Below are 21,973 nucleotides of genomic sequence, written 5' to 3'. Positions count from 1 at the left end.
TAAGAAATCGTGAGGCAGTAATCTGCTGCCTTACGATGAGTTAAGGTTGACAGGTTAAACTTTGCTCATTAAAATTCCGCCACCCATTTGCCTGCACGTTTTGTAACGAGCATGTAAACAGGGCGGATTTTTTATTTTTTCAGTAGTAATTTTAATTTCAGGAGCTATTTAAATGGCAACTATTAACCAGCTAGTGCGTAAGCCACGTCGTAGCAAGGTTACTAAAAGTAACTCAGCTGCGCTTAAAGCGTGTCCGCAAAAGCGTGGTGTATGTACTCGTGTATATACAACTACACCTAAGAAACCAAACTCTGCATTACGTAAAGTAGCGCGTGTTCGTTTAACTAACGGTTTCGAAGTAACATCATACATTGGTGGTGAAGGCCACAACTTACAAGAGCACAGTGTAATCCTAATCCGTGGTGGTCGTGTTAAAGACTTACCAGGTGTGCGTTTCCACACTGTACGTGGTGCACTTGACTGTGCAGGCGTTAGCGACCGTCGTCAAGCTCGTTCTAAATACGGTGCTAAACGCCCTAAGGGCTAATGGTTCTCCGTTAGTAAGGCCAAGCACTAAATTTTTAAATTAATTGTTTTGGGTATTGACTCTAAAAGAGCAAACCTGAAGATACCGGAGATACAAAATGCCTAGAAGACGCGTAATAGGTCAACGTAAAATTCTTCCAGATCCTAAGTTCGGATCGGAACTTCTTGCTAAATTCGTTAACGTAGTAATGTTAGACGGCAAGAAATCTACTGCTGAAAAAATCGTTTATGGTGCGTTAGACGTGGCTGCTGAGAAATCAGGCAAGTCGCACCTAGAAATCTTTGAAGCTGCACTTGAAAACGTTCGCCCACAGGTAGAGGTTAAATCTCGCCGTGTTGGTGGTTCAACGTACCAAGTACCAGTTGAAGTACGTCCAGTACGTCGCAACGCATTAGGTATGCGTTGGTTAGTAGACGCTGCACGTAAGCGTGGCGAAAAATCTATGGGCTTACGTTTAGCTCAAGAAATCGTTGACGCTGCTGACAACAAAGGCACTGCGGTTAAGAAACGTGAAGACGTTCACCGTATGGCTGAAGCGAATAAAGCATTCGCTCATTACCGTTGGTAATCTGCCCTTAACCTTTAAGAGGATCATATGGCACGTACAACTCCACTTGAGCGTTACCGTAATATTGGTATTTGTGCTCACGTAGATGCAGGCAAAACCACCACAACAGAACGAGTTCTGTTCTACACGGGTCTTTCTCATAAGATCGGTGAAGTACATGATGGCGCTGCAACTATGGATTGGATGGAGCAGGAACAAGAGCGTGGTATCACAATCACTTCTGCTGCAACAACGTGTTTCTGGAAAGGGATGGACGCTCAATTTGACGACCATCGTATCAATATTATTGATACGCCAGGACACGTAGATTTCACTATCGAAGTAGAGCGTTCTTTACGCGTACTAGATGGTGCGGTAGTTGTTCTTTGTGCTTCATCTGGTGTACAGCCGCAAACTGAGACAGTCTGGCGTCAAGCGAACAAATACGAAGTTCCGAGAATGATCTTCGTAAATAAAATGGATCGCACAGGCGCTGACTTCTTAACGGTTGTAGAGCAGGTGGAATCTCGTCTTGGAGCAACGCCTGTTCCAATTCAGCTTCCAATTGGGGCTGAAGACGACTTTAAAGGTGTTATAGACCTTATCAAGATGAAAGCCATTAACTGGAATGAAGAAGACCAGGGAATGACTTTCACTTATGAGGCTATTCCGGCAGACCTTCAGGAATTAGCTGAAGAATGGCGTTCTCACTTAGTTGAGAGTGCAGCTGAAGCATCTGAAGAACTAATGGAAAAATACTTAGAAGGTGAAGACCTGACTGAAGCTGAAATTAAAGCAGCTTTACGTCAGCGCACATTAGCAAACGAAATTGTTCCCATGACGTGTGGTAGTGCATTTAAAAATAAGGGTGTTCAAGCTGTGCTTGATGCTGTTATTGAATATATGCCTGCACCAACACAAGTGAAACAAATCCAAGGTATCGTTGAAGATGGTACTGAGGAAGAACGTCCTGCTGATGATAACGCACCGTTTGCCGCACTTGCTTTTAAGATTGCGACAGACCCGTTCGTTGGCACCTTGACCTTCTTCCGTGTTTACTCTGGTACAGTTAAACAGGGTGACGCGGTATATAACCCAGTTAAAAGTAAGCGTGAGCGACTTGGTCGTATCGTTCAGATGCATTCAAACTCACGTGAAGAGATCAAAGTAGTCTACGCAGGCGACATCGCGGCGGCTATTGGTCTTAAAGACGTAACAACAGGTGAAACACTGTGTGATCCGAACTCAATTATTACGCTTGAGCGTATGGAGTTCCCAGAGCCAGTTATCTCTGTTGCGGTTGAGCCTCGCACAATCGCTGACCAAGATAAGATGGGGATTGCGCTGGGTAAACTAGCTGCAGAAGATCCATCTTTCCGCGTACAGACTGACGAAGAATCAGGCCAGACTATTATTTCTGGTATGGGTGAACTTCACCTTGATATCATTGTCGACCGTATGAAGCGTGAATTCAGTGTTGAATGTAACGTTGGTAAGCCGCAGGTAGCATACCGTGAAGCTATCCGCTCAGCTGTTGAAGTTGAAGGAAAGTTCGTACGTCAATCAGGTGGTCGTGGTCAATATGGTCACGTCTGGCTTAAACTTGAACCGATGGATATTTCGGAAGATGAAGCGCCAACTTACGAGTTCGTTAACGAAATCGTTGGTGGTGCGGTTCCTAAGGAATACATCCCTGCGGTAGATAAAGGCATCCAAGAGCAAATGACTCAAGGTGTGCTGGCAGGCTACCCATTACTTGGCGTCAAGGCGACTCTATTTGATGGTTCATTCCATGATGTAGACTCGAATGAGATGGCATTTAAGATTGCAGGTTCAATGGCGATGAAGAAAGGTGCGCTAGAAGCAAATCCTGCTCTTCTTGAACCAGTAATGAAGGTTGAAGTTATCACTCCTGAAGAAAACATGGGTGATGTAGTTGGTGACTTAAATCGTCGCCGCGGCATGATCGAAGGCATGGAAGAAGCATTTGGTGGTCTTAAGCAAATTAATGCGCAAGTCCCACTTTCTGAAATGTTTGGTTATGCAACTGATCTGCGATCTGCAACACAAGGCCGTGCATCGTACTCTATGGAGTTCTTAAAGTATGCAGAAGCCGCGAAGAATGTTGCAGATGCAATAATTGCAGCTCGCGCTGTTACATGATTTAGCTTGTCTGGCCCAATAGTGGGTCAGGCGTTAATTTCTTTATAGGAATTTTTTAAGATGGCAAAAGAAAAGTTTGAACGCGTAAAACCGCACGTAAACGTAGGTACAATCGGCCACGTTGACCACGGTAAAACTACCCTAACTGCAGCAATCACTAACGTACTTGCAAAAGTATACGGTGGTGTAGCGAAAGACTTCGCATCAATCGATAACGCTCCAGAAGAGCGTGAGCGTGGTATCACAATCTCAACTTCACACGTTGAGTACGATACACCAACTCGTCACTACGCACACGTAGACTGTCCAGGACACGCCGATTATGTTAAAAACATGATCACGGGTGCTGCTCAAATGGACGGCGCAATCCTAGTAGTTGCTGCGACTGACGGTCCTATGCCACAAACTCGTGAGCACATCCTACTTTCTCGTCAGGTTGGTGTACCTTACATCATCGTATTCATGAACAAATGTGACATGGTTGACGACGAAGAGCTACTTGAGCTAGTTGAGATGGAAGTTCGTGAACTTCTTTCTGAGTACGACTTCCCAGGTGATGACCTACCTCTAATCCAAGGTTCTGCGCTTAAAGCGTTAGAAGGTGAGAAAGAGTGGGAAGACAAAATCGTTGAGCTTGCAGAAGCACTAGATTCTTACATCCCAGAGCCAGAGCGTGACATCGATAAGCCATTCATCATGCCTATCGAAGACGTATTCTCAATCCAAGGCCGTGGTACAGTTGTAACTGGTCGTGTTGAAGCTGGTATCATCAACGTGAATGACGAAGTTGAAATCGTAGGTATCAAAGAAACTACGAAGACAACGTGTACAGGTGTTGAGATGTTCCGTAAGCTTCTAGACGAAGGTCGTGCGGGTGAGAACATCGGTGCACTTCTACGTGGTACTAAGCGTGAAGACGTTGAACGTGGTCAAGTACTAGCTAAGCCTGGTTCAATCACTCCACACACGAAGTTCACTTCAGAAGTATACGTACTTTCTAAAGATGAAGGTGGTCGTCACACGCCATTCTTCAAAGGTTACCGTCCACAGTTCTACTTCCGTACAACTGACGTAACAGGTGACGTACAGTTACCAGACGGCGTTGAAATGGTAATGCCTGGTGACAACATCAAGATGACTGTAGAATTAATCGCTCCAATCGCGATGGACGAAGGTTTACGCTTCGCTATCCGTGAAGGTGGCCGTACAGTTGGTGCTGGTGTTGTAGCAACTATCGTTGAGTAATATCAACAGATAGAGCTTCACAGCTTATAAAAAGGTCGCCTAGGCGACCTTTTTTAATGCCTAAAGAAAATGAGTTGAGCATCCACTCATTATTATTACTACTTTTTATTCCTCTAAAACTAATAGCTTAACTTACCACTAGACTTCCTCTTTTGTTTCATCATTTCGTCATGAAAAGTCACTTTTTAAGTAACAAAACGGTTTTACCATAACCGCGCTGATTACTCTTGTGCAGTTTAGTTAGCACTCTAACTCTTTAAAAAATAACGTACTAACGGAACGTAACGATGAAAATTAATAAAATTGCCACTGCAATTGGCTTAACGTTGGCATTATCAGCCACCGCCAATGCGGGCGTGTTACCAGATAGTCAAAAACAAAATGATTGGTATAGTGCCGCAGAAGCTAAAGTAACAAAAAAAGAAGCGGCAGCTCAGGCTGAGCAAACATTTAAAGCAAAAAATGTCATTCTATTTGTTGGTGATGGTATGGGTATCTCAACGCTCACTGCATCCCGTATCATGGCAGGGCAAATGGAAGGTAAAACGGGTGAAGAAGGCTTACTCAGCTTTGAGGAATTCCCTTACTCAGCGCAAATTAAAACGTATAACGTTGATGCACAAACACCTGATTCCGCAGGCACTATGACGGCAATTATTTCAGGCGTTAAAACGGATGTGGGGGTTATTGGTGTTAATGAAAATATTGTGCGTGGCGACTGCTCTACAGTTGCTGGTAATGAGTTAATTACGGCAACAGAGCTAGCTGAGATTAAGGGCTTGGCTACAGGCGTTGTTTCTACAGCACGTATCACACACGCAACACCAGCAGCGACCTATGCAAAATCGGCTGATCGTAACTGGGAAGATGTATCAGATATGCCAGCTGCTGCGATAGAAGCTGGTTGTGAAGACATAGCCTCACAACTCGTTAATTTTGAGAAAAATTTAGAAGCGCGTTTTGTTGGTACGGATGTCGATGGTCTTGATGTGGTAATGGGCGGCGGTCGTCGTCACTTCTTACCAAAAGATGTGTCATTTAATTCGGCTGATGCTGTCAGCAGTGTTGAAGGTGACCGTACCGATGAGCGTGACCTAACTGCTGAATGGCAAGCAATGTACCCTGATGGCAAGTATGTGATGGACCAAGCTGGCTTCGATGCACTGGTAGGCGACGAGAAAAAAGTCTTTGCACTGTTTAATGAATCACATATGCAGTATGAAGCAGATCGCGATAATGACGTTGCAGGTGAGCCTTCACTTTCACAAATGACAACTAAAGCAATCGATATCTTGAAGAGTAATGAAAAAGGCTTTTTCTTAACTGTTGAATCAGGTCGTATTGATCATGCTCATCACGCAGGCAACGCTTATAACGCGTTAAACGATACTATTGAATTTGCTAAAGCGGTTCAATCAGCAGTCGATAACACGAACCCTGAAGAAACGTTAATCCTAGTTACCGCTGATCACAGCCATGTATTTACAATTGCTGGCTATCCTAAGCGTGGTAATCCAATTCTAGGTCAAGTAGTTGCAGTTGGTAGCGAAGAGCCAAGTCTTGCTGCAGATGGCATGCCTTATACCACCGTTGGTTATGCAAATGGTTTAGGGTTCCGTGATTTAGGCGATGAAACTGATGCAGATGCATCATACAACGACGCTGCTTTTGCTGGCCGCGCTGATTTAGTGGGGGTTGATACGACTGCACCAGGTTATCACCAAGAAGCCATCGTGCCGTTAAGTTCAGAGACACATGCTGGTGAAGATATTTCATTGCATGCGAAAGGTCCAGGTGCGCAGCTTGCGCAAGGGGTTGTGGAGCAGAATGTAATTTTCCACATCATTAATCAAGCTCTCGAACTAATTGAAGAATAATGGCGACGACGATGAAAAAACTAAATTTAATTTCTCTTGCTGTAGTAGTGGCATTAGCGGGTTGTTCTGATGATGATGACAACTCACCAAAAACGTTAACTGTTGAAAACACACTCGCTGTGGGGTCAGAGCAGTGTGTAAACGGTGGAACAGAAACTCTAACTGGCACCGATAGCAATGATAACGGTACGTTAGACTCAGCAGAAGTTACCGATACAACTTTGTCATGTAATTCACCGGCAACCACCTTAACAGCAGCACAGCTAGCGCCGCTTACGGATAATGACTGGTTTAAAGAAGCGCAAGTCAAAGTGGCTACTAGCGAAGAAAACATTGCTGCAGTTGCGAAAGACTCAGGTAAAGCGAAAAACGTGATCCTGTTTGTAGGTGATGGCATGGGTATTTCGACCGTGACTGCTGCACGTATTATGGCAGGTCAGCTAGAAGGTAAGCTAGGTGAAGAGCACCAACTTAGCTTTGAAGCCCTACCGTTTTCTGGTTTTGCTAAAACCTATAACGTGGATGCGCAAACACCTGATTCAGCGGGCACGATGACGGCAATGGCATCAGGTGTAAAAACCGATGCAGGTGTTATCGGCGTTGATGAAGATATCGAACGTGGTAACTGCGCAACGGTTGCGGGTAATGAGCTGGTAACAGCGACGGAGCTTGCTGAGATTGCTGGTAAGTCGACAGGGATTGTATCGACTGCGCGTATAACGCACGCAACGCCTGCTGCAACGTATGCAAAATCGGCTGATCGTAACTGGGAAGATGTATCAGATATGCCTGAAGCTGCAGTTACTGCTGGCTGTGAAGATATTGCATCGCAGTTAGTGAACTTCGAAGCGAACTTAGAAGCACGCTATGCAGGCTTAAATGTTGATGGTTTAGAAGTTGTGATGGGCGGCGGTCGTCGTCATTTCTTACCTAAAGACGCTGCATTTAACTCAGCAGATGCTGTGAGTTCTGTTGAAGGCGACCGTACCGATGGTCGCGACCTAACCGCAGAATGGAAAGCGAAATACCCAGCGGGTCAATATGTGATGGACCAAGCAGGTTTTGATGCAATCAATGCAGAATCAACTGAACGTGTATTTGGTTTGTTCAATGAATCACACATGCAATACGAAGCAGACCGCGCCAACGATGTTGCTGGTGAGCCGTCACTTTCTGAAATGACCGCAAAAGCAATTGATGTACTCGATAACAACGACAATGGTTTCTTCTTAACTGTTGAAGCAGGTCGTATTGACCATGCTCACCATGCGGGCAATGCATACAATGCATTAAGCGATACTGTTGAGTTATCAAAAGCAGTGCAAGTTGCCCTTGATAAAACCAGTATTGAAGACACGCTAATCATCGTAACAGCTGACCATAGTCACGTATTTACCATTGCAGGCTACCCTAAACGCGGTAACCCAATTTTAGGTAAAGTGGTACCAGTGGGTAGTGATGAACCATCACTTGCCGCCGATAATATGCCGTATACAACGGTTGGTTATACCAATGGCGGCGGTTTCCGTGACCTAGGTGATGAGACCGATGCTGACGCAGGTTATAACTTTGCACCAGTGACAGGCCGCGTTGATTTAACTGATGTTGACACAACTACACCAGGCTTCCACCAAGAGGCTGTTGTACCATTGGGTTCTGAAACACATGCTGCAGAAGATGTGGGTGTGTATGCAGTAGGCCCTGGCGCGCATTTAGTAACGGGTACTAATGAGCAAAGCCTTATTTTCCATGTCATGGATTATGCCGCTGACCTTGTTAAACAAGCCGATGCTAAATTAGCACAATAATGAGTTTTTGGGAGGCTCTGAGCCTCCCTTACTCTGTAAGTTATTGATAGAAAAACGTAGATAAAAAGAGAATACCGTGAAAGCAGCTATCTTAATTGCCACATTAATGAGTCCACTTGCCGTTGCTGGCCAATGCAACATGAATACAGGTTTTACGCAAGCTGACTACAAAGTCACGACAGATACTATTACTAAAAAGCAGCATACAGAAAGCACCTTTACCCTTTGGCGTACGCCGCATCAAGTGGCTAAACAAAACCCACAGTTTATTGAATTATGGCAAGAGTTACGGAATCAACAAATAAGACCAATTCGTTACTTTCAAGAGGCCCAACACGGTATTGAGTATCAACCCTCTGAAGTGCAAGGCAAGCAAGATTGGAGTAGTAAATATCAGTTAGTCAGCGATAAGCTTTTAGCCTCAATGACGCACCAGAAAAGTACAGGTGAAGGCTGTGAGCTAACGGAGTATTACACAAAGCAGCAAGGTGAGAGCAAGATAGAGCTAAGCTGGCTTGCAAATCAAAAATTACTAAAATCAATTCGCATTTCAACACCAAGCTATAGTCGTGAAATTGTTTTAACAGCCAGTAATCATAACCAGCAAGAAGTGCAGGCGCAGTTTGCGAAATGGGATAGCTATCAAACGACAGATTACGCAGACATCGGTGATAATGAGAGCGACCCATTCCTTGCAAAAATGATCAACCAAGGCTTTGTTGAGCATGGCGCCAGCGGTTTTTATGATGCCCAAGGCAATCAGTTACAAGGCTCACATAAACATCATCATTAGTAAGAATGATCAGCCATCACAGCTAATGGATTTTAGCTCTTGGTTTTTTCTTATTAACCCCAAGGTTATAGGGTACATGATAATTTTAGGAGTGTGGTGATGACAAAGCATGTTGTGGTAACGGGGGCGAACAAAGGTATTGGTCTTAATTTTTGCAAGCAATACGTGGCTAGAGGGTATCGAGTAACCGCCGTTGTTCGCATCCCAAGTGAAGAGCTTAAAGCATTAGATGTCAAAATTATTAGCGATATTGATGTAGCCAACGCCGATGATGTTACCACTTTAGCGAGTCACCTTCATGGTGACAAAATTGATATTTTGATTAACAACGCAGGTGTTTTTCATAATGAAACTTTAGACGACATGGACTTTAGCGCAATTGAAAAACAACTTCATGTGAATGCCATCGCCCCTGTTCGAGTCACCCATGCATTACTACAAAGTTTGGGCCTTGATGCGAAGGTTGCGATGATCACATCACGAATGGGGTCAATTGCTGACAATGGTTCAGGTGGTTACATTGGTTATCGTATGTCTAAAGCGGCACTCAATGCTGCAGGTGTAAGCTTGGCACATGAGCTTAAAGATAAAAAAATTGCGGTCGGATTATTCCATCCGGGATTTGTGCAAACGCAAATGGTTAATTTTGCAGGTGATATTAGCCCCAACACAGCAGTAGAGCGTTTAATAAAACGTATTGATGAACTAAACCTAAGTAATACCGGAGGCTTTTGGCACTCCAATGGTGAAACCTTGCCTTGGTAAGGCTAAGCTCACCTTGTTTAAAAATAGGGTAGTTAGTAGTTAAATTGCTGCTAACTACTGATAACTTTCGCTAATTTTTGAACTTATTGTTTGCTATACTCGTACAATTGAAAGCCATATCGATGTAGAGAGCAGCACATGGAATTAGAGCAAAATAGCGATTTAACTCTTCCCCTTTTTTATTTTGACGAGAACCTTCACAGTCGTGACATTGAGTCCCCAGATTTACTTTTGCATGTCACGCTCAGTGAAGAGTTGCTGACTCAGCTTTGTCAAAACCCTGCGCAAGATAGCAGCGTAGCTATAACGCTGACAGATTACCGTGTTGATGTTCTTAGCGTTGATTACCAATCGCTTATTGATACAGAACACGATGCCCAATTAACCCTTGTTCGAGGTCCCTTGCTAAGTGCAATGTTGAGCACTGAAGGGGAGCATAGCTTTGTATCGCCACAGGTCGATATGATGCCAACATTTGATTTAGGTGATGACATCGAAGATAGCGAGGAAGAAGGATGAAAAGGGCCTTAACCACGCTGTTTGGTTTAATATTATTAAGCGGCTGTGCTTATTTAGGGGCAGCGCATTACGATGAGCTTTTTGGTAAAGAGCAGCCGCAAGAACGAGTAGTCGGAGCAGCCTCACCTGAAGGTGTAGAATTTTTAACGGACGTAAAACCTGTGCTTGATAGCCGATGTGTTGTGTGCCATGGCTGTTATGATGCACCGTGTCAGTTAAAACTGTCATCAGTAGAAGGAATTGATCGTGGCCTTAGTAAAGAGCGTGTTTATGATGGTACACGCTTACTTGCTCAAGAGCCTAGTCGTTTGCTCTTCGATGCGGTAAATACCGCTCAGTGGCGTGAAAAAGGCTTTACTCCCGTGCTCAATGAGCGCATTCAAACTGAAGAAGCCAACCTTGCAGGCAGTGTGCTTTATAATGCCTTAGTACTTAAGCAAAGTAGCCCATTACCGGCGCAAGCAATTTTAGGCGATGAATTTGATTTCAGCCTTGATCGCGAGCAAACCTGTACCACAATGGGTGAATTCGATTCATTTGCTAAAGATAATCCTCACAGTGGTATGCCTTATGGTTTACCGGGGATTTCAACTGAAGAGTTTCAGCACCTCGCTAAGTGGTTAAGAAAGGGGGGATATTTAGCTCACATAGAGTCACCAGAGCCCGATGTTCTTGAGCAGGTTAAGCGTTGGGAGGCATTTTTTAATCAAGATGATTTAAAAGCTCAGCTAGCTGCGCGCTATATTTATGAACATTGGTATTTGGCCCATATTTACTTCCCTGAGCATGCTGATAAGCATAGTTACTTTAAACTTGTGCGTTCATCAACCCCACCGGGGCAAGATATCAAAGTAATAAGTACTCGTCGTCCTTATGAAGATCCTAAAGTTGAACGAGTTTACTATCGCTTAATGCATGATCGCTCAACTATTTTAGCGAAAACGCACCTGCCTTTAGCACTTAATGATGAGAAGCTTGAACGTATACGTTCGCAATTCATTGACGCTGATTATCAGGTGAGTAAACTTCCGAGTTATAAACCTGAAGTTGCATCAAACCCATTTAAAGCATTTTCTGCAATCCCTGTTAACTCACGTTATCAATTTATGCTTGATGAAGCAGAGCTGATAATTATGGGCTTCATTAAAGGGCCTGTATGCCGAGGTCAAATAGCCTTAAATGTTATTAATGATCAATTTTGGGTAGCCTTTGCAAAGCCTGAAATGGCAGCTACACCTAAAGTGGGTGAGTTATTATTACAGCACGAAGATGCACTTGCATTGCCAGCTGAGGAAGAGAGTAATGCTTTACCAATTTCAAGCTGGGTAAAATACTCCAAACGTCAAAACCAGTATTTGTCAGCAAAAGTCGCGCTGGCCAATAAAATGTTTGAAAATGGCCAACATTTAACAACAGATCTACTTTGGCAAGGTGACGGACATAACCAAAATGCGGCGCTAACAGTTTTCCGCCATTTTGATAGCGCAACGGTTGTCAAAGGTTGGATAGGCCAGCAGCCAAAAACAGCGTGGGTGCTTGATTATGCGTTGTTTGAACGTATTCACTACTTGCTGGTGGCAGGCTTCGACGTGTATGGCAATATAGGCCATCAGTTACTTACCCGTTTATATATGGATTTTTTGCGTTTAGAAGGTGAAGCGAATTATTTGGCATTGCTACCAGAGGCTAAACGTAAGGAAATTAAAGCGCAGTGGTATCGTAAATCGCCACCTAGCTTAACTAATTTCTTTGAAGATGAGTTGTCGTTTAGTCAGCCAACAGGCATTGATTATAAAACATCAGATCCGCAAGCAGAGTTGTTCACTATGTTAAAAGCAAAGTTGCAGTCTGTTTTGAGCCCTCGATTTGACTATACAAAGGTACCAGAGCCGTTAGCCAGTATTAATCATTTACCTGTAAAGGCAGTGAATCTATTACCACAAATATCGTTTGTGTTAGTAAAAGGTGGCACTGATAAACACAAGGCGTACACACTTATTCATCATAACGCTCACTATAATATTTCGAGCTTGTTGAATGAAGAAGGCCAACGTGCATATGCGGAAGACACCGTCACTATTGTGCCTGGTTTTATTGGTGATTACCCTGAAGCTATTTGGTATCTACATAATGAACAGCAAGTCGCTGCGTTTGCATCTGGGCTTGCAAAGGTAACGGATGAAGCTGCATACCGAGATTTAAAAAGTGAGTTTGCAATTCGCCGAACCCACCCGCAGTTTTGGCAGTACAGCGATATTTTGCATAAAACGGCAAAAGAATACCGTGGTGTTGAGTTTGGCTTATTCGATTACAACCGCTTAGAGAATAGGTAATAACGAGTAAGTAGTATGATTTATAGAGCCTACCGCTGTAGGCTTTATAAATCTTTTTATACTACACTGAATATAAAAAAGACTTGAGTCGGATATGTTAGATCTGGTTGTAGATATCAGAAAACGATATCGCTGGGGATTGTTGGCAATCGCCATTTTAATTTCGGTATCTGTGTCTTTGATGCAGTATCTACTTTATATTCAAAAAGGTGACGCGCAAGTTATTAACCTCGCTGGTAAACAGCGTATGTTGTCACAAAAAATAGCGCTTTATGGAAATGCGCTTATCTTCGAACAGTCAGAGCAAACATATCAGCATCGAATGCTATTGCAACATGCTGTAGAGCAATTTGTTGCGGGCCATCAGTTTTTACTTCAAAAAGATAGCAGCGGGCAGTTTCTTTATTTAAATGATGCGCTAAAAGCTCACTATTTCTCTTCTCCAACACAGCTAGATTTGCACGTTAAGCAATACATTAGCAAAGCGCAGCAGCTATTAAATAGTCGCTCTAATTATGGTACTCAAGGTCGCTCCCCATTTAGCAGTGAACATTTAGAAAAGCTTTTAATGGACTTAGATGAAGCTGTTTATCTGTTAGAGCAAAGCGCTGTTACCAAGGTAAAAGTCATTTCTATATTAGAGGTTGTTTTTTGGATTATTGCTATTGGGCTACTGATTGTGGAGCTTATATTTATCTTCAAACCAATGGAAAAGCTCATTGCAAAAACAATAAAACAATATCAGCAACAAAAAGAAGTTGTAGAGCGTGTTAGCCACAATAAAGAACGTTTTATAGCCCGCGCTAGTCATGAATTTAGAACACCATTGCAAGGACTGACAGCGTCAATAGAGGCGCTGGATATTAATGATACTCAGCAACTCACAAAAAAGCAGGCTTTATACTGCGTAAATAGGTTAGTCTCAATGCTGGATGAGCTACTTGATTTGCAGAAGCTTACTACAGGGGAGTGGCAGCTGAATTTATCACAAGGGAATTTATTAACTAGCCTTAAGCAGGCCGTTACTCCTTTTGAATATGCGTGTAATGATAAAAAAATTACTTTTACGATTAACTTTGCAGAATCAGTAAACAAACAGGTCATTAGTGATCATGGGCGACTCCAACAAGTATTTGCAGAGCTTGTAAACAATGCTGTCAAGTTCACTCCAACACAAGGGCGTATAGCGGTTACCGCCAGTTGCCAAGGAGAGAAAGGTTTTGTATTTGAGGTGCAAGATAATGGTAAAGGGTTTGACCACTCATCCAGTGATTTTTTAAATGACGAGCAAGATGCAGAGCAGCATTTTCAAGGTTTAAAAACGGGACTGTTCAGGGTAAAACAAATTATTAAAGCGCTTGAAGGGGATATTCAGTTTTTTAATGTCCAGCCCCATGGTGTGAAAGTTGTGGTTAAGCTAGCCTTTAAGCAAGCACCCAAAGAGGCAGCTAAGGCATTATTACCTAGTAACTTGCATTGTTTGATTGTTGAAGATAACACTTTAAATGCGACAATATTGGGCCGTATTCTGAGCCAATTTAATTATACTTATGATATAGCGCCAAACGGTTTAATCGCGACAGATATGACCGAAACTAAGCCATATGATGTGATATTTATGGATCTTAACATGCCAGTGATGGATGGCTTTCAAGCAATTGACATAATTAGAAATGAGCAATGTCAACTGACGCCTATTTTGGCTGTAACAGCCAATACCTCCAGTGAAGATTTGCAACGCATCTATGCGTTAGGTGCAAACCTTCACTTATATAAACCAATAACAGCCGAAACAGTAGAAAAAGCCTTGACGATTATGTTTGCTGAAAATAGAGCAGAATAAGCGCCATTAAAGGTTTTAGTTACTGACTTTTATATCGCCGACACCCACCTCAACATCAATCTCAAATTGCCCATTACCACTATACTGTGAGTGTGAACTGACAATTTTTCTGCTTTGTTTTGCTTCATTTAGCATGCCACGAATTTTTGTATCACCCACACCTGTTTCCAGCTCAATACGTTTGTAGTCATCAAGTGCACTATCGATACGCACAGCTCCCACTCCAAGCTCAATATCCACAGAGTTGCTTGTATCATTTATTTCAATGTCACCCACACCGAGCTCTACATCAATCGCCATTGTGTTGGGCATTTTTACTAACCAATTTTGTTGAATGTCATCGTTATCAAGCTTTAAGCTCAGTGAGCCTGCGTTTTGTGAGTGACTTAGTTTAATATCTGATAAGTCCATCTCAGAACCAAACCAACCTGTATCGTTTTTGGGCTCAATACGCACTGTGACCACTACTTCACTGCCTGCGTAGTTTTGTACTTCTAAGCTGCCAACTGGAAAATCGATTTCAAGCTGGCTTGCGCCATTAATTGTAAAGGTGTGATTGAGCTCTCGTGAATCTTTTGCTGTAGAGTCTGAAGTTGCCAGTATTAGACCTATTGCAGCCACACAAAGTAATTTTTTCATTGTTTTTTTCCTGTAAATGACCTTTTATACCTTAGTCGCAGCTGTATTCAAAAAAGGTTTAAACGATTTTTAATTTTTTATTGAATGGGGTAACGTCAAGCTAACGGTAATTTAGAATGAGGATTCAACGTGCAACAAGTGCAGTTGGTTAATGTTAGAGCTGGCCTAAAGGGGCAGGGTAATGATGTTTATTATTTAGATGATCTTAATATCAATGTATCGCGATTGCAGCAATGGGTTTTACTTGGCGCTAATGGCGCGGGTAAATCAGCGGTAGCTGCTGCCATTGCTGGCTTTGCAAAAATAGAACAAGGCCACTATGAGAATAGCTTTGAGCGAATTGCATTGGTCTCGCCAGACAGCCAAAAGCAGCTCCTTGCGGCTGAGCTAACAAAAGATCAAGATGACATTGTTGATGGTGTTACTGCCTCTAGCACCGTTTACAAGATTATGATTGCTGGCCGTGATGAGCAACAGTTTGATGGTAAGTTGCTACAACAATTAATTGCCATGTTTGATTTTAAAGATAAGCTTAGCAAGGCGTTTCGCGATTTATCAACCGGAGAAACCCGTAAGCTATTATTAATTCAAGCTTTGATAGGGAGACCAGATTTACTTGTGCTTGATGAGCCGTTTGATGGTTTAGATGTCACGGCAATGGCCGAACTTAATCAGCTACTCGCAGAGCTTAGTAAAACAACAACCCTCATTTTTGTACTCAATAGATTAACTGAGATCCCTGATTTTGTTGATCACTACGGCTATGTTAAAGAAGGTCATGTGGCTCAGCAATTAGCAAAGCCAACAACCGAGCAGCGCGATGATTTACTAAAGCTATTGCATCTAACTCATACTGAGTTACGAATACCTAACGCAGATAGTGATCATCAAGCACCCCCGCTCACAGAACCTATGCTGGTAAGACTAAATAATGCTTCAGTGAGTTATGCTGGTGAGGCGGTTTTTGAAAACCTAAACTGGCAAATAAACCAAGGCGAACATTGGCAGTTAACCGGCAAAAATGGCTCAGGAAAAACCTGCTTGCTGAACCTTATCACTGGCGATAACCCGCAGTGTTATAACAACGATATTAAGGTGTTTGGTTTTCAGCGTGGCAGTGGTGAGAGTATTTGGCAAATTAAACAGCACATTGGTTATATCTCTAATGCGCTGCATATGGATTATCGGGTTAGTATCACTGCACTCAATACCCTTGTATCGGGTTTTTATGACAGTATTGGCCTTTATCAAAAAGCCACTGATAAACAGCTAGAAATTGCTACCAATTGGTTAGCTTTGCTGGGTTTAAGTGACAAAAAAAATAGCTCTTTTAGTCAGCTATCCTTTGGTGATCAGCGATTATTATTGATTGCGAGGGCGATGATAAAACACCCTAATTTATTAATTTTAGATGAGCCTTGCCTTGGCCTTGATGAAGCAAATAGGCAGCGAGTGCTATTACTGATAGAAAAAATCTGCGCCGCAGGGACAAGTACTGTCGTGTACGTTAATCATCATGCAAGTGACAAAATCACAGGTATTGAACACTATTTAGAGATGGCTGATTTCACAAAAAAAGCGCCATAAAAGGCGCTTATAAAATTTGAATTTGATTATAGAACATTTAGATACGTGTAACCGTGAAGCCTTTATCGGTTAGCTGCTTTAGCAAACCATGTTGTTCAGGCAAGTGCAAAGCACCAACGGCAATAAATAGTTTTTCTTTGCCGATACGTGATGAAAGTTGCTTTACCCAATTATTATTGCGATCGATTAGCATTACTTGCTCACTTAGTTCACCGTATTGAGAATCATCAAAACTTTCGTTATAAAACTTTGCTAGCGTTTTCATATCGCCAGATTTCCACGCATTGATAAGGCCAAAAAAGTAAGTGTCGACATCAGCTAGCTGCTCAAATGTTTCTTCAATCATCTTATCGTTCATAACTGCTAAATGAGTAAACATTTCCATTTGTAGCTCAAGAGTTTCTAATTCACCGATAGGTTTATTGTGTGCTTGCGCATAAGCAAGTACTTGTTTGTCGATGCCGTATTGATCTGAAAAACCAACGTTTTGGAACTCCATTTGCATCATGGTGACCATCACAGCCCACGGTGCTAAGTTTTTAAACATTGCGATATCTATAGACTTATCGGCAAAGTATTTTTGTAGCTTATTGAAGTTATCTACAGAAAGCTCTGATTGCAGTGTTTTTCCATCTTTAAGCATCATAAAAGGCAGTGAACGACGCTGCATTTCGGTTGCTGAAATGGTGCTGATATCAACCTCAACAATAACTTTATCACTGTTCTCAATTGCAGATGTAACCTTCTTTGGTAGACCTTGCATGCTTTTATCACCAACATGCACAGTGCCAAATAAATAGGACGAAATGCCGTTTTTTTCTATTTTCCATAGTCCCGGCTCTGCCAATGCACATTGGCTAAAACCAAGTAGTAGCACCATAAAAAACAGAGCATTAAAGCGCTGAATGAATCTCATAATTTTCCCTTTCAAATTGTGACTGTTTTCAATACTAAACTAATTTTCCATAAGCAGTTAAATTAAATCGAATGAAAGCAGAAAAAATACGAGCTAAGAGCTAAAAATTAATCAGCCATAGAATAGCTAATAAAGAGGTATGACATTTCCATATTTGTGTGAAAGTGAAATATAAACCCTTTATTAACTATATTTTGAATATTAATTTCCTTTTGAGTGTTTTTTGTATGTTTTTTTGAATTAATTTTATTGTTGACTTGAAGGGCTTAGCGCGGTACTAATAGAAAAAGGCAGCGGGATGGCTAGATTTCCGCTACAAATGAACAAAATTTGGTTACAGATAAATGCTTACAAACAAACTTTCTCTAATTCTGATTAACGTCGTGGTGATTATTATTACCGCGGGGGCGAGTTAGTGCTTAGAGAAAAGTGAAGCATTTAAAAAGCCCCCCGCACTTAACAGTCCGGGGGGCTTTTTTGTTTTAAGGTTTGAGTCGCAGCAAATACACAATGTCACTGAGGAATGAGGATTTACGATGACAGGCGCAGAATTAACAATCGATTTATTAGCCAAACATGGCGTTAAGGATGTTTTTGGTTACCCAGGCGGTGCCATCATGCCTATTTACGACGCTTTGTACGGTGCGCCAGTCAAACATTATTTGACGCGCCATGAGCAAGGGGCTGGTTTTGCAGCAGTAGGGTTTGCCCGCAGCACAGGTAAGTTAGGTGTGTGCTTTGCAACATCAGGCCCAGGTGCGACCAACTTAATAACCGCGCTTGCTGATGCGATGATGGATTCAGTGCCATTGCTTGCTATCACAGGGCAAGTACCTACCGCAGCGATAGGCTCCGACGCCTTTCAGGAAGTGGATGTGTTAGGTATGTCGTTATCATGCACTAAACATAGTTACATGGTTGAAAGAGCTGAAGACTTAGCCGAAATCCTACAAGAAGCCATCCACATAGCACAAAGCGGCCGCCCAGGCCCTGTGTTAGTCGATATCCCCAAAGACATCCAAATGGCGCAAGTACCATTTCACCCTTGGTTAGCCGCCGAAGATTATTTACCAAAATTAGACGCAAACCAAGTTGCTATTGCCAATCAAATATTGAGTGAAGCGCAGCGTCCTGTGGCGTATATCGGTGGTGGTGTACAAGCTGCTGATGCACAAAACGAACTTATGCAGTTTTTAGAAAAAACACACATGCCAGCAGTATCAACATTAAAAGCCCTTGGCAGTGTATTACCTGATTATGAATATGACCTTGGCATGCTAGGTATGCATGGCGGTAAAGCGGCTAACTTAGCAGTGCAAGAGTGTGATGTTTTGGTTTGTATCGGTGCTCGTTTTGACGACCGTGTAACTGGCAATTTAAGCAAGTTTGCGGCAAAAGCAAAGGTTATTCACCTTGATATTGACGCGGCAGAGGTTGGTAAGCGTAAGCCTGCAAAAGCATCATTAGTGGCAGATTTAAAAACGTCATTACCGCAGCTTGATTGTTTTGTTACACCAGATGAGTGGTTAACGCACATCGAAAGCATGATGAAAGAGCATGCGTGGCGTTATGACTATCCGGGCGAAAAAGTGTTTGCCCCTTACTTATTAAACCAGCTAAGCCAAAAAATGCCATCAACGGGTGTTGTGTGCTGTGATGTGGGTCAGCACCAAATGTGGGTGGCACAGCATATGAAGTTTAGCCATCCTAGCAATCATTTAAGTAGTGGTGGAGCGGGTACCATGGGTTTTGGTTTACCAGCCGCTATTGGCGCGCAAGTTGCTCGCCCAAATGATTTTGTGATCACGGTCTCGGGTGATGGCTCAATCATGATGAACATTCAAGAACTGGCAACAATTCGCCGTAACAATCTGCCAGTTAAAATTCTAATCTTAGATAATCAGCGCTTAGGCATGGTACGTCAATGGCAGCAGCTATTTTTTGAAGGTCGTTATTCTGAAACAAACCTTTCAGATAATCCTGATTTTGTGCAGTTAGCAGCGGTGTTTGGCATTCCTGGTCAAACCATCACTAAAGCAGATGAAGTCGATGCTGCGGTTGATGCGTTAGTTAATAGTGAAGGCCCATACATTCTGCATGCCTGTATCGATGATAAAGAAAATGTATGGCCGCTTGTACCGCCTGGTGCTGCCAATGATGAAATGATGACGGAGACAGTAAAATGAAACACACCCTAACGATTGCACTAAAGAATCAAAGTGTCGCGGTAGAGCGCTTTTTACGCGTTGCACGTCATCGCGGCTTTGATCTAACAACCATGAATTTAGAAATGGCTGATGAAGCGTTTCACGTCACCATAACGGTAGACAGCGATAAGCCGATTTATCTACTAACATCACAGTTAAATAAATTGGTTGATGTAAAACATGTCAATGTTGAAAACCAATTTCAACAACAAGCAATCTAGTAAAAAATCAACAGGTAACTAGAGCAATCAGTTTGATGCTTTAGTGAGAAATAAATTAGGAATGAGGAAGTCAGTGGCATGCCACTGCAACAACTGAGGTAATTATGGCTAAATTAAGAAGTGCAACAACAACAGAAGGTCGAAAACGTGCAGGGGCGCGTGCTTTATGGCGTGCAACAGGGATGACAGATAAAGACTTCGGTAAGCCAATTATCGCTGTTGTTAACTCATATACTCAGTTTGTACCAGGGCACGTTCATCTTAATCAACTCAGTGAGCTAATGGCCGAAACCATCACCGAAGCGGGTGGTGTACCAAAAGAATTTAATACCATTGCAATCGACGATGGTATCGCAATGGGTCATGGCGGTATGCTGTATTCACTACCGTCGCGTGACTTAATTGCAGACTCAGTGGAATACATGGTTAATGCACACTGTGCCGATGCTATGATCTGTATTTCTAACTGCGACAAAATTACCCCAGGGATGATGCTGGCAGCACTGCGTTTAAATATTCCGGTTATTTTCGTATCAGGTGGTCCAATGGAAGCGGGTAAAACACGCCTTGCTGATATCGACATTAAACTTGATTTAGTGGATGCCATGGTGAAAGGTGCTGATACCTCAGTAAGCGATGAAGACTCAGACAAAGTAGAGCGCTCTGCCTGTCCTACTTGTGGTTCATGTTCGGGCATGTTCACTGCTAATTCAATGAACTGCTTATTAGAGGCGATTGGTTTAGCACTGCCGGGTAACGGTACCACACTTGCTACGCACAAAGACCGTAAACAACTTTACGTTGAAGCAGGTGCGCGCATTGTTGATTTATGCCGTGAGTATTATCAAAAAGATAATGCAGCAGTATTACCACGCGCTATTGCTAATCGCACCGCCTTTATGAATGCAATGGTGGTTGATATTGCCATGGGTGGTTCATCAAATACGGTTTTACACTTATTAGCTGCAGCGCAAGAAGCGGGTGTTGATTTTGATATGTCGCACATCGATGAGCTTTCTCGCAAAACACCTTTCCTTTGTAAAGTGGCACCCGCAACCAATAAATATCACATTGAAGATGTACACCGCGCTGGTGGCATGATGGCAATTATCCGTGAGTTAGGTAAAGCAGGCCTTGTTGATCTATCTGTGGATCACGTTGCAGGCCACAGTATGGCTGAAATGGTGGCTAAATGGGATGCGACCGATCCGAATAATGAAGTGGCGCAAAAATTCTATAAAGCAGGCCCTGCCGGAATCCGTACTACAAAAGCTATGAGCCAAGAATGCCGCTGGCCAGAGCTTGATAATGACCGTGAAAACGGCTGTATCCGCAGTGTTGAAAATGCTTTTCGTCAAGATGGTGGCTTAGCTGTACTTTCAGGTAACTTAGCCCTTGATGGCTGTATTGTTAAAAGTGCCGGTGTAGTTGAAGAAATGCTGCACTTTGAAGGCCCAGCAGTTGTATACGAATCACAAGATGATTCGGTTGAAGGCATTCTTAATGGTGAAGTAAAAGCCGGTGACGTTGTTGTAATTCGTTACGAAGGACCAAAAGGCGGCCCAGGCATGCAAGAAATGCTGTATCCAACGAGTTACTTAAAATCAATGGGCTTAGGTGAAAAGTGTGCGCTTATCACCGATGGTCGTTTCTCGGGTGGTACATCAGGTTTATCAATTGGTCACGTTTCACCAGAAGCAGCAAGCGGTGGTGCAATCGCCTATGTTGAAAATGGCGATAAGATAGTGATTGATATTGCAACCCGTGAAATCACTTTAGCGCTGTCTGATGAAGAGCTTGAAGCACGTAAACAAAAGCAACTTGCACGTGGTAAAGATGCTTATAAACCACTGGATCGTGACCGCTATGTTTCATCTGCACTTAAAGCTTATGCGTTACTTGCAACCAGTGCAGACAAAGGAGCTGTTCGCGATTTAGCAAAACTTGAGGAGCTTAGTTAATT

Annotated in this window: 17 protein-coding genes; 15 read left to right on the top strand and 2 right to left on the bottom strand. The window is 42.8% G+C overall.

Annotated elements, in window-relative coordinates; translation table 11 throughout:
- Positions 1-172: 172 nt before the first annotated feature.
- From rpsL to LY624_RS15425, 11 genes are all read left to right on the top strand, one after another.
- Positions 173-547 (top strand): 30S ribosomal protein S12, encoded by a 375-nt coding sequence (gene rpsL, locus LY624_RS15475; protein WP_002958885.1) that lies wholly within the window; start codon positions 173-175, stop codon positions 545-547.
- Between the two features lie 97 nt (positions 548-644).
- Complete coding sequence (rpsG, locus tag LY624_RS15470) at positions 645-1,115, top strand: 30S ribosomal protein S7 (protein WP_054554834.1); 471 nt, start codon at positions 645-647, stop codon at positions 1,113-1,115.
- A 27-nt stretch (positions 1,116-1,142) separates the two neighbouring features.
- On the top strand, positions 1,143-3,257 hold the full coding sequence (fusA, locus tag LY624_RS15465; RefSeq protein WP_062568388.1) for an elongation factor G: 2,115 nt from the start codon (positions 1,143-1,145) through the stop codon (positions 3,255-3,257).
- A gap of 60 nt (positions 3,258-3,317) precedes the next feature.
- Positions 3,318-4,502, top strand: coding sequence for an elongation factor Tu (gene tuf / locus LY624_RS15460; protein ID WP_062567544.1), 1,185 nt, complete (start codon positions 3,318-3,320; stop codon positions 4,500-4,502).
- A gap of 287 nt (positions 4,503-4,789) precedes the next feature.
- The gene (locus LY624_RS15455) at positions 4,790-6,379 is read left to right on the top strand and encodes an alkaline phosphatase (RefSeq protein WP_130149263.1); all 1,590 of its coding nucleotides are present in this window, start codon (positions 4,790-4,792) and stop codon (positions 6,377-6,379) included.
- Positions 6,380-6,390: 11 nt separating this feature from the next.
- The gene (locus LY624_RS15450; RefSeq protein ID WP_341803415.1) at positions 6,391-8,187 is read left to right on the top strand and encodes an alkaline phosphatase; all 1,797 of its coding nucleotides are present in this window, start codon (positions 6,391-6,393) and stop codon (positions 8,185-8,187) included.
- A 76-nt stretch (positions 8,188-8,263) separates the two neighbouring features.
- A complete protein-coding gene (locus LY624_RS15445; protein WP_341803414.1) occupies positions 8,264-8,980 on the top strand; it encodes a hypothetical protein in 717 nt (238 codons plus the stop codon).
- A gap of 99 nt (positions 8,981-9,079) precedes the next feature.
- A complete protein-coding gene (locus LY624_RS15440; protein WP_341803413.1) occupies positions 9,080-9,745 on the top strand; it encodes an SDR family oxidoreductase in 666 nt (221 codons plus the stop codon).
- Positions 9,746-9,883: 138 nt separating this feature from the next.
- Entirely contained in the window at positions 9,884-10,264 is a 381-nt protein-coding gene (locus tag LY624_RS15435; protein WP_341803412.1) for a hypothetical protein, read from the top strand.
- Positions 10,261-12,597: a fatty acid cis/trans isomerase gene (locus LY624_RS15430; RefSeq protein ID WP_341803411.1), complete on the top strand. Its 2,337-nt coding sequence runs from the start codon at positions 10,261-10,263 to the stop codon at positions 12,595-12,597. Before LY624_RS15435 ends, LY624_RS15430 begins: the two co-directional genes overlap by 4 nt.
- A 94-nt stretch (positions 12,598-12,691) precedes the next feature.
- Positions 12,692-14,440, top strand: a complete 1,749-nt coding sequence (locus tag LY624_RS15425) for a hybrid sensor histidine kinase/response regulator (RefSeq protein ID WP_341803410.1) — start codon at positions 12,692-12,694, stop codon at positions 14,438-14,440.
- Positions 14,441-14,455: 15 nt separating this feature from the next.
- Here LY624_RS15425 and LY624_RS15420 read toward each other — a convergent pair whose 3' ends face one another.
- A complete protein-coding gene (locus LY624_RS15420; RefSeq protein ID WP_130149269.1) occupies positions 14,456-15,079 on the bottom strand; it encodes a hypothetical protein in 624 nt (207 codons plus the stop codon).
- Between the two features lie 129 nt (positions 15,080-15,208).
- Here LY624_RS15420 and modF point away from each other — a divergent pair, with 129 nt between their 5' ends.
- Positions 15,209-16,666, top strand: a complete 1,458-nt coding sequence (gene modF, locus LY624_RS15415) for a molybdate ABC transporter ATP-binding protein ModF (RefSeq protein WP_341803409.1) — start codon at positions 15,209-15,211, stop codon at positions 16,664-16,666.
- 37 nt (positions 16,667-16,703) lie between these two features.
- On the opposite strand, the gene LY624_RS15410 is transcribed toward modF, so the two are convergent.
- Positions 16,704-17,582 (bottom strand): TraB/GumN family protein, encoded by an 879-nt coding sequence (locus tag LY624_RS15410; protein ID WP_341803408.1) that lies wholly within the window; start codon positions 17,580-17,582, stop codon positions 16,704-16,706.
- Between the two features lie 536 nt (positions 17,583-18,118).
- Between LY624_RS15410 and ilvG the strand changes: the two genes are divergently transcribed.
- The 3 genes from ilvG (at position 18,119) to ilvD (ending at position 21,971) form a co-directional block, all read left to right on the top strand.
- Positions 18,119-19,768: an acetolactate synthase 2 catalytic subunit gene (ilvG, locus tag LY624_RS15405; protein WP_341803407.1), complete on the top strand. Its 1,650-nt coding sequence runs from the start codon at positions 18,119-18,121 to the stop codon at positions 19,766-19,768.
- Positions 19,765-20,010 (top strand): acetolactate synthase 2 small subunit, encoded by a 246-nt coding sequence (gene ilvM, locus LY624_RS15400; protein ID WP_341803406.1) that lies wholly within the window; start codon positions 19,765-19,767, stop codon positions 20,008-20,010. Before ilvG ends, ilvM begins: the two co-directional genes overlap by 4 nt.
- Before the next feature lie 104 nt (positions 20,011-20,114).
- Entirely contained in the window at positions 20,115-21,971 is a 1,857-nt protein-coding gene (gene ilvD / locus LY624_RS15395) for a dihydroxy-acid dehydratase (RefSeq protein WP_341803405.1), read from the top strand.
- Positions 21,972-21,973: the final 2 nt, after the last annotated feature.

It is taken from the genome of Pseudoalteromonas sp. N1230-9 (assembly GCF_032716425.1).
Lineage (GTDB): Bacteria > Pseudomonadota > Gammaproteobacteria > Enterobacterales > Alteromonadaceae > Pseudoalteromonas.
This window is presented reverse-complemented; position numbering and strand designations above follow the sequence as displayed.

Bases quoted from the DNA above. Each gene is read 5' to 3' on its own strand.
- rpsL (WP_002958885.1), top strand. From the start codon at position 173: ATGGCAACTATTAACCAGCTAGTGCGTAAGCCACGTCGTAGCAAGGTT.
- rpsG (WP_054554834.1), top strand. From the start codon at position 645: ATGCCTAGAAGACGCGTAATAGGTCAACGTAAAATTCTTCCAGATCCT.
- fusA (WP_062568388.1), top strand. From the start codon at position 1,143: ATGGCACGTACAACTCCACTTGAGCGTTACCGTAATATTGGTATTTGT.
- tuf (WP_062567544.1), top strand. From the start codon at position 3,318: ATGGCAAAAGAAAAGTTTGAACGCGTAAAACCGCACGTAAACGTAGGT.
- LY624_RS15455 (WP_130149263.1), top strand. From the start codon at position 4,790: ATGAAAATTAATAAAATTGCCACTGCAATTGGCTTAACGTTGGCATTA.
- LY624_RS15450 (WP_341803415.1), top strand. From the start codon at position 6,391: ATGAAAAAACTAAATTTAATTTCTCTTGCTGTAGTAGTGGCATTAGCG.
- LY624_RS15440 (WP_341803413.1), top strand. From the start codon at position 9,080: ATGACAAAGCATGTTGTGGTAACGGGGGCGAACAAAGGTATTGGTCTT.
- LY624_RS15435 (WP_341803412.1), top strand. From the start codon at position 9,884: ATGGAATTAGAGCAAAATAGCGATTTAACTCTTCCCCTTTTTTATTTT.
- LY624_RS15430 (WP_341803411.1), top strand. From the start codon at position 10,261: ATGAAAAGGGCCTTAACCACGCTGTTTGGTTTAATATTATTAAGCGGC.
- LY624_RS15425 (WP_341803410.1), top strand. From the start codon at position 12,692: ATGTTAGATCTGGTTGTAGATATCAGAAAACGATATCGCTGGGGATTG.
- LY624_RS15420 (WP_130149269.1), bottom strand. From the start codon at position 15,079: ATGAAAAAATTACTTTGTGTGGCTGCAATAGGTCTAATACTGGCAACT.
- LY624_RS15410 (WP_341803408.1), bottom strand. From the start codon at position 17,582: ATGAGATTCATTCAGCGCTTTAATGCTCTGTTTTTTATGGTGCTACTA.
- ilvG (WP_341803407.1), top strand. From the start codon at position 18,119: ATGACAGGCGCAGAATTAACAATCGATTTATTAGCCAAACATGGCGTT.
- ilvM (WP_341803406.1), top strand. From the start codon at position 19,765: ATGAAACACACCCTAACGATTGCACTAAAGAATCAAAGTGTCGCGGTA.
- ilvD (WP_341803405.1), top strand. From the start codon at position 20,115: ATGGCTAAATTAAGAAGTGCAACAACAACAGAAGGTCGAAAACGTGCA.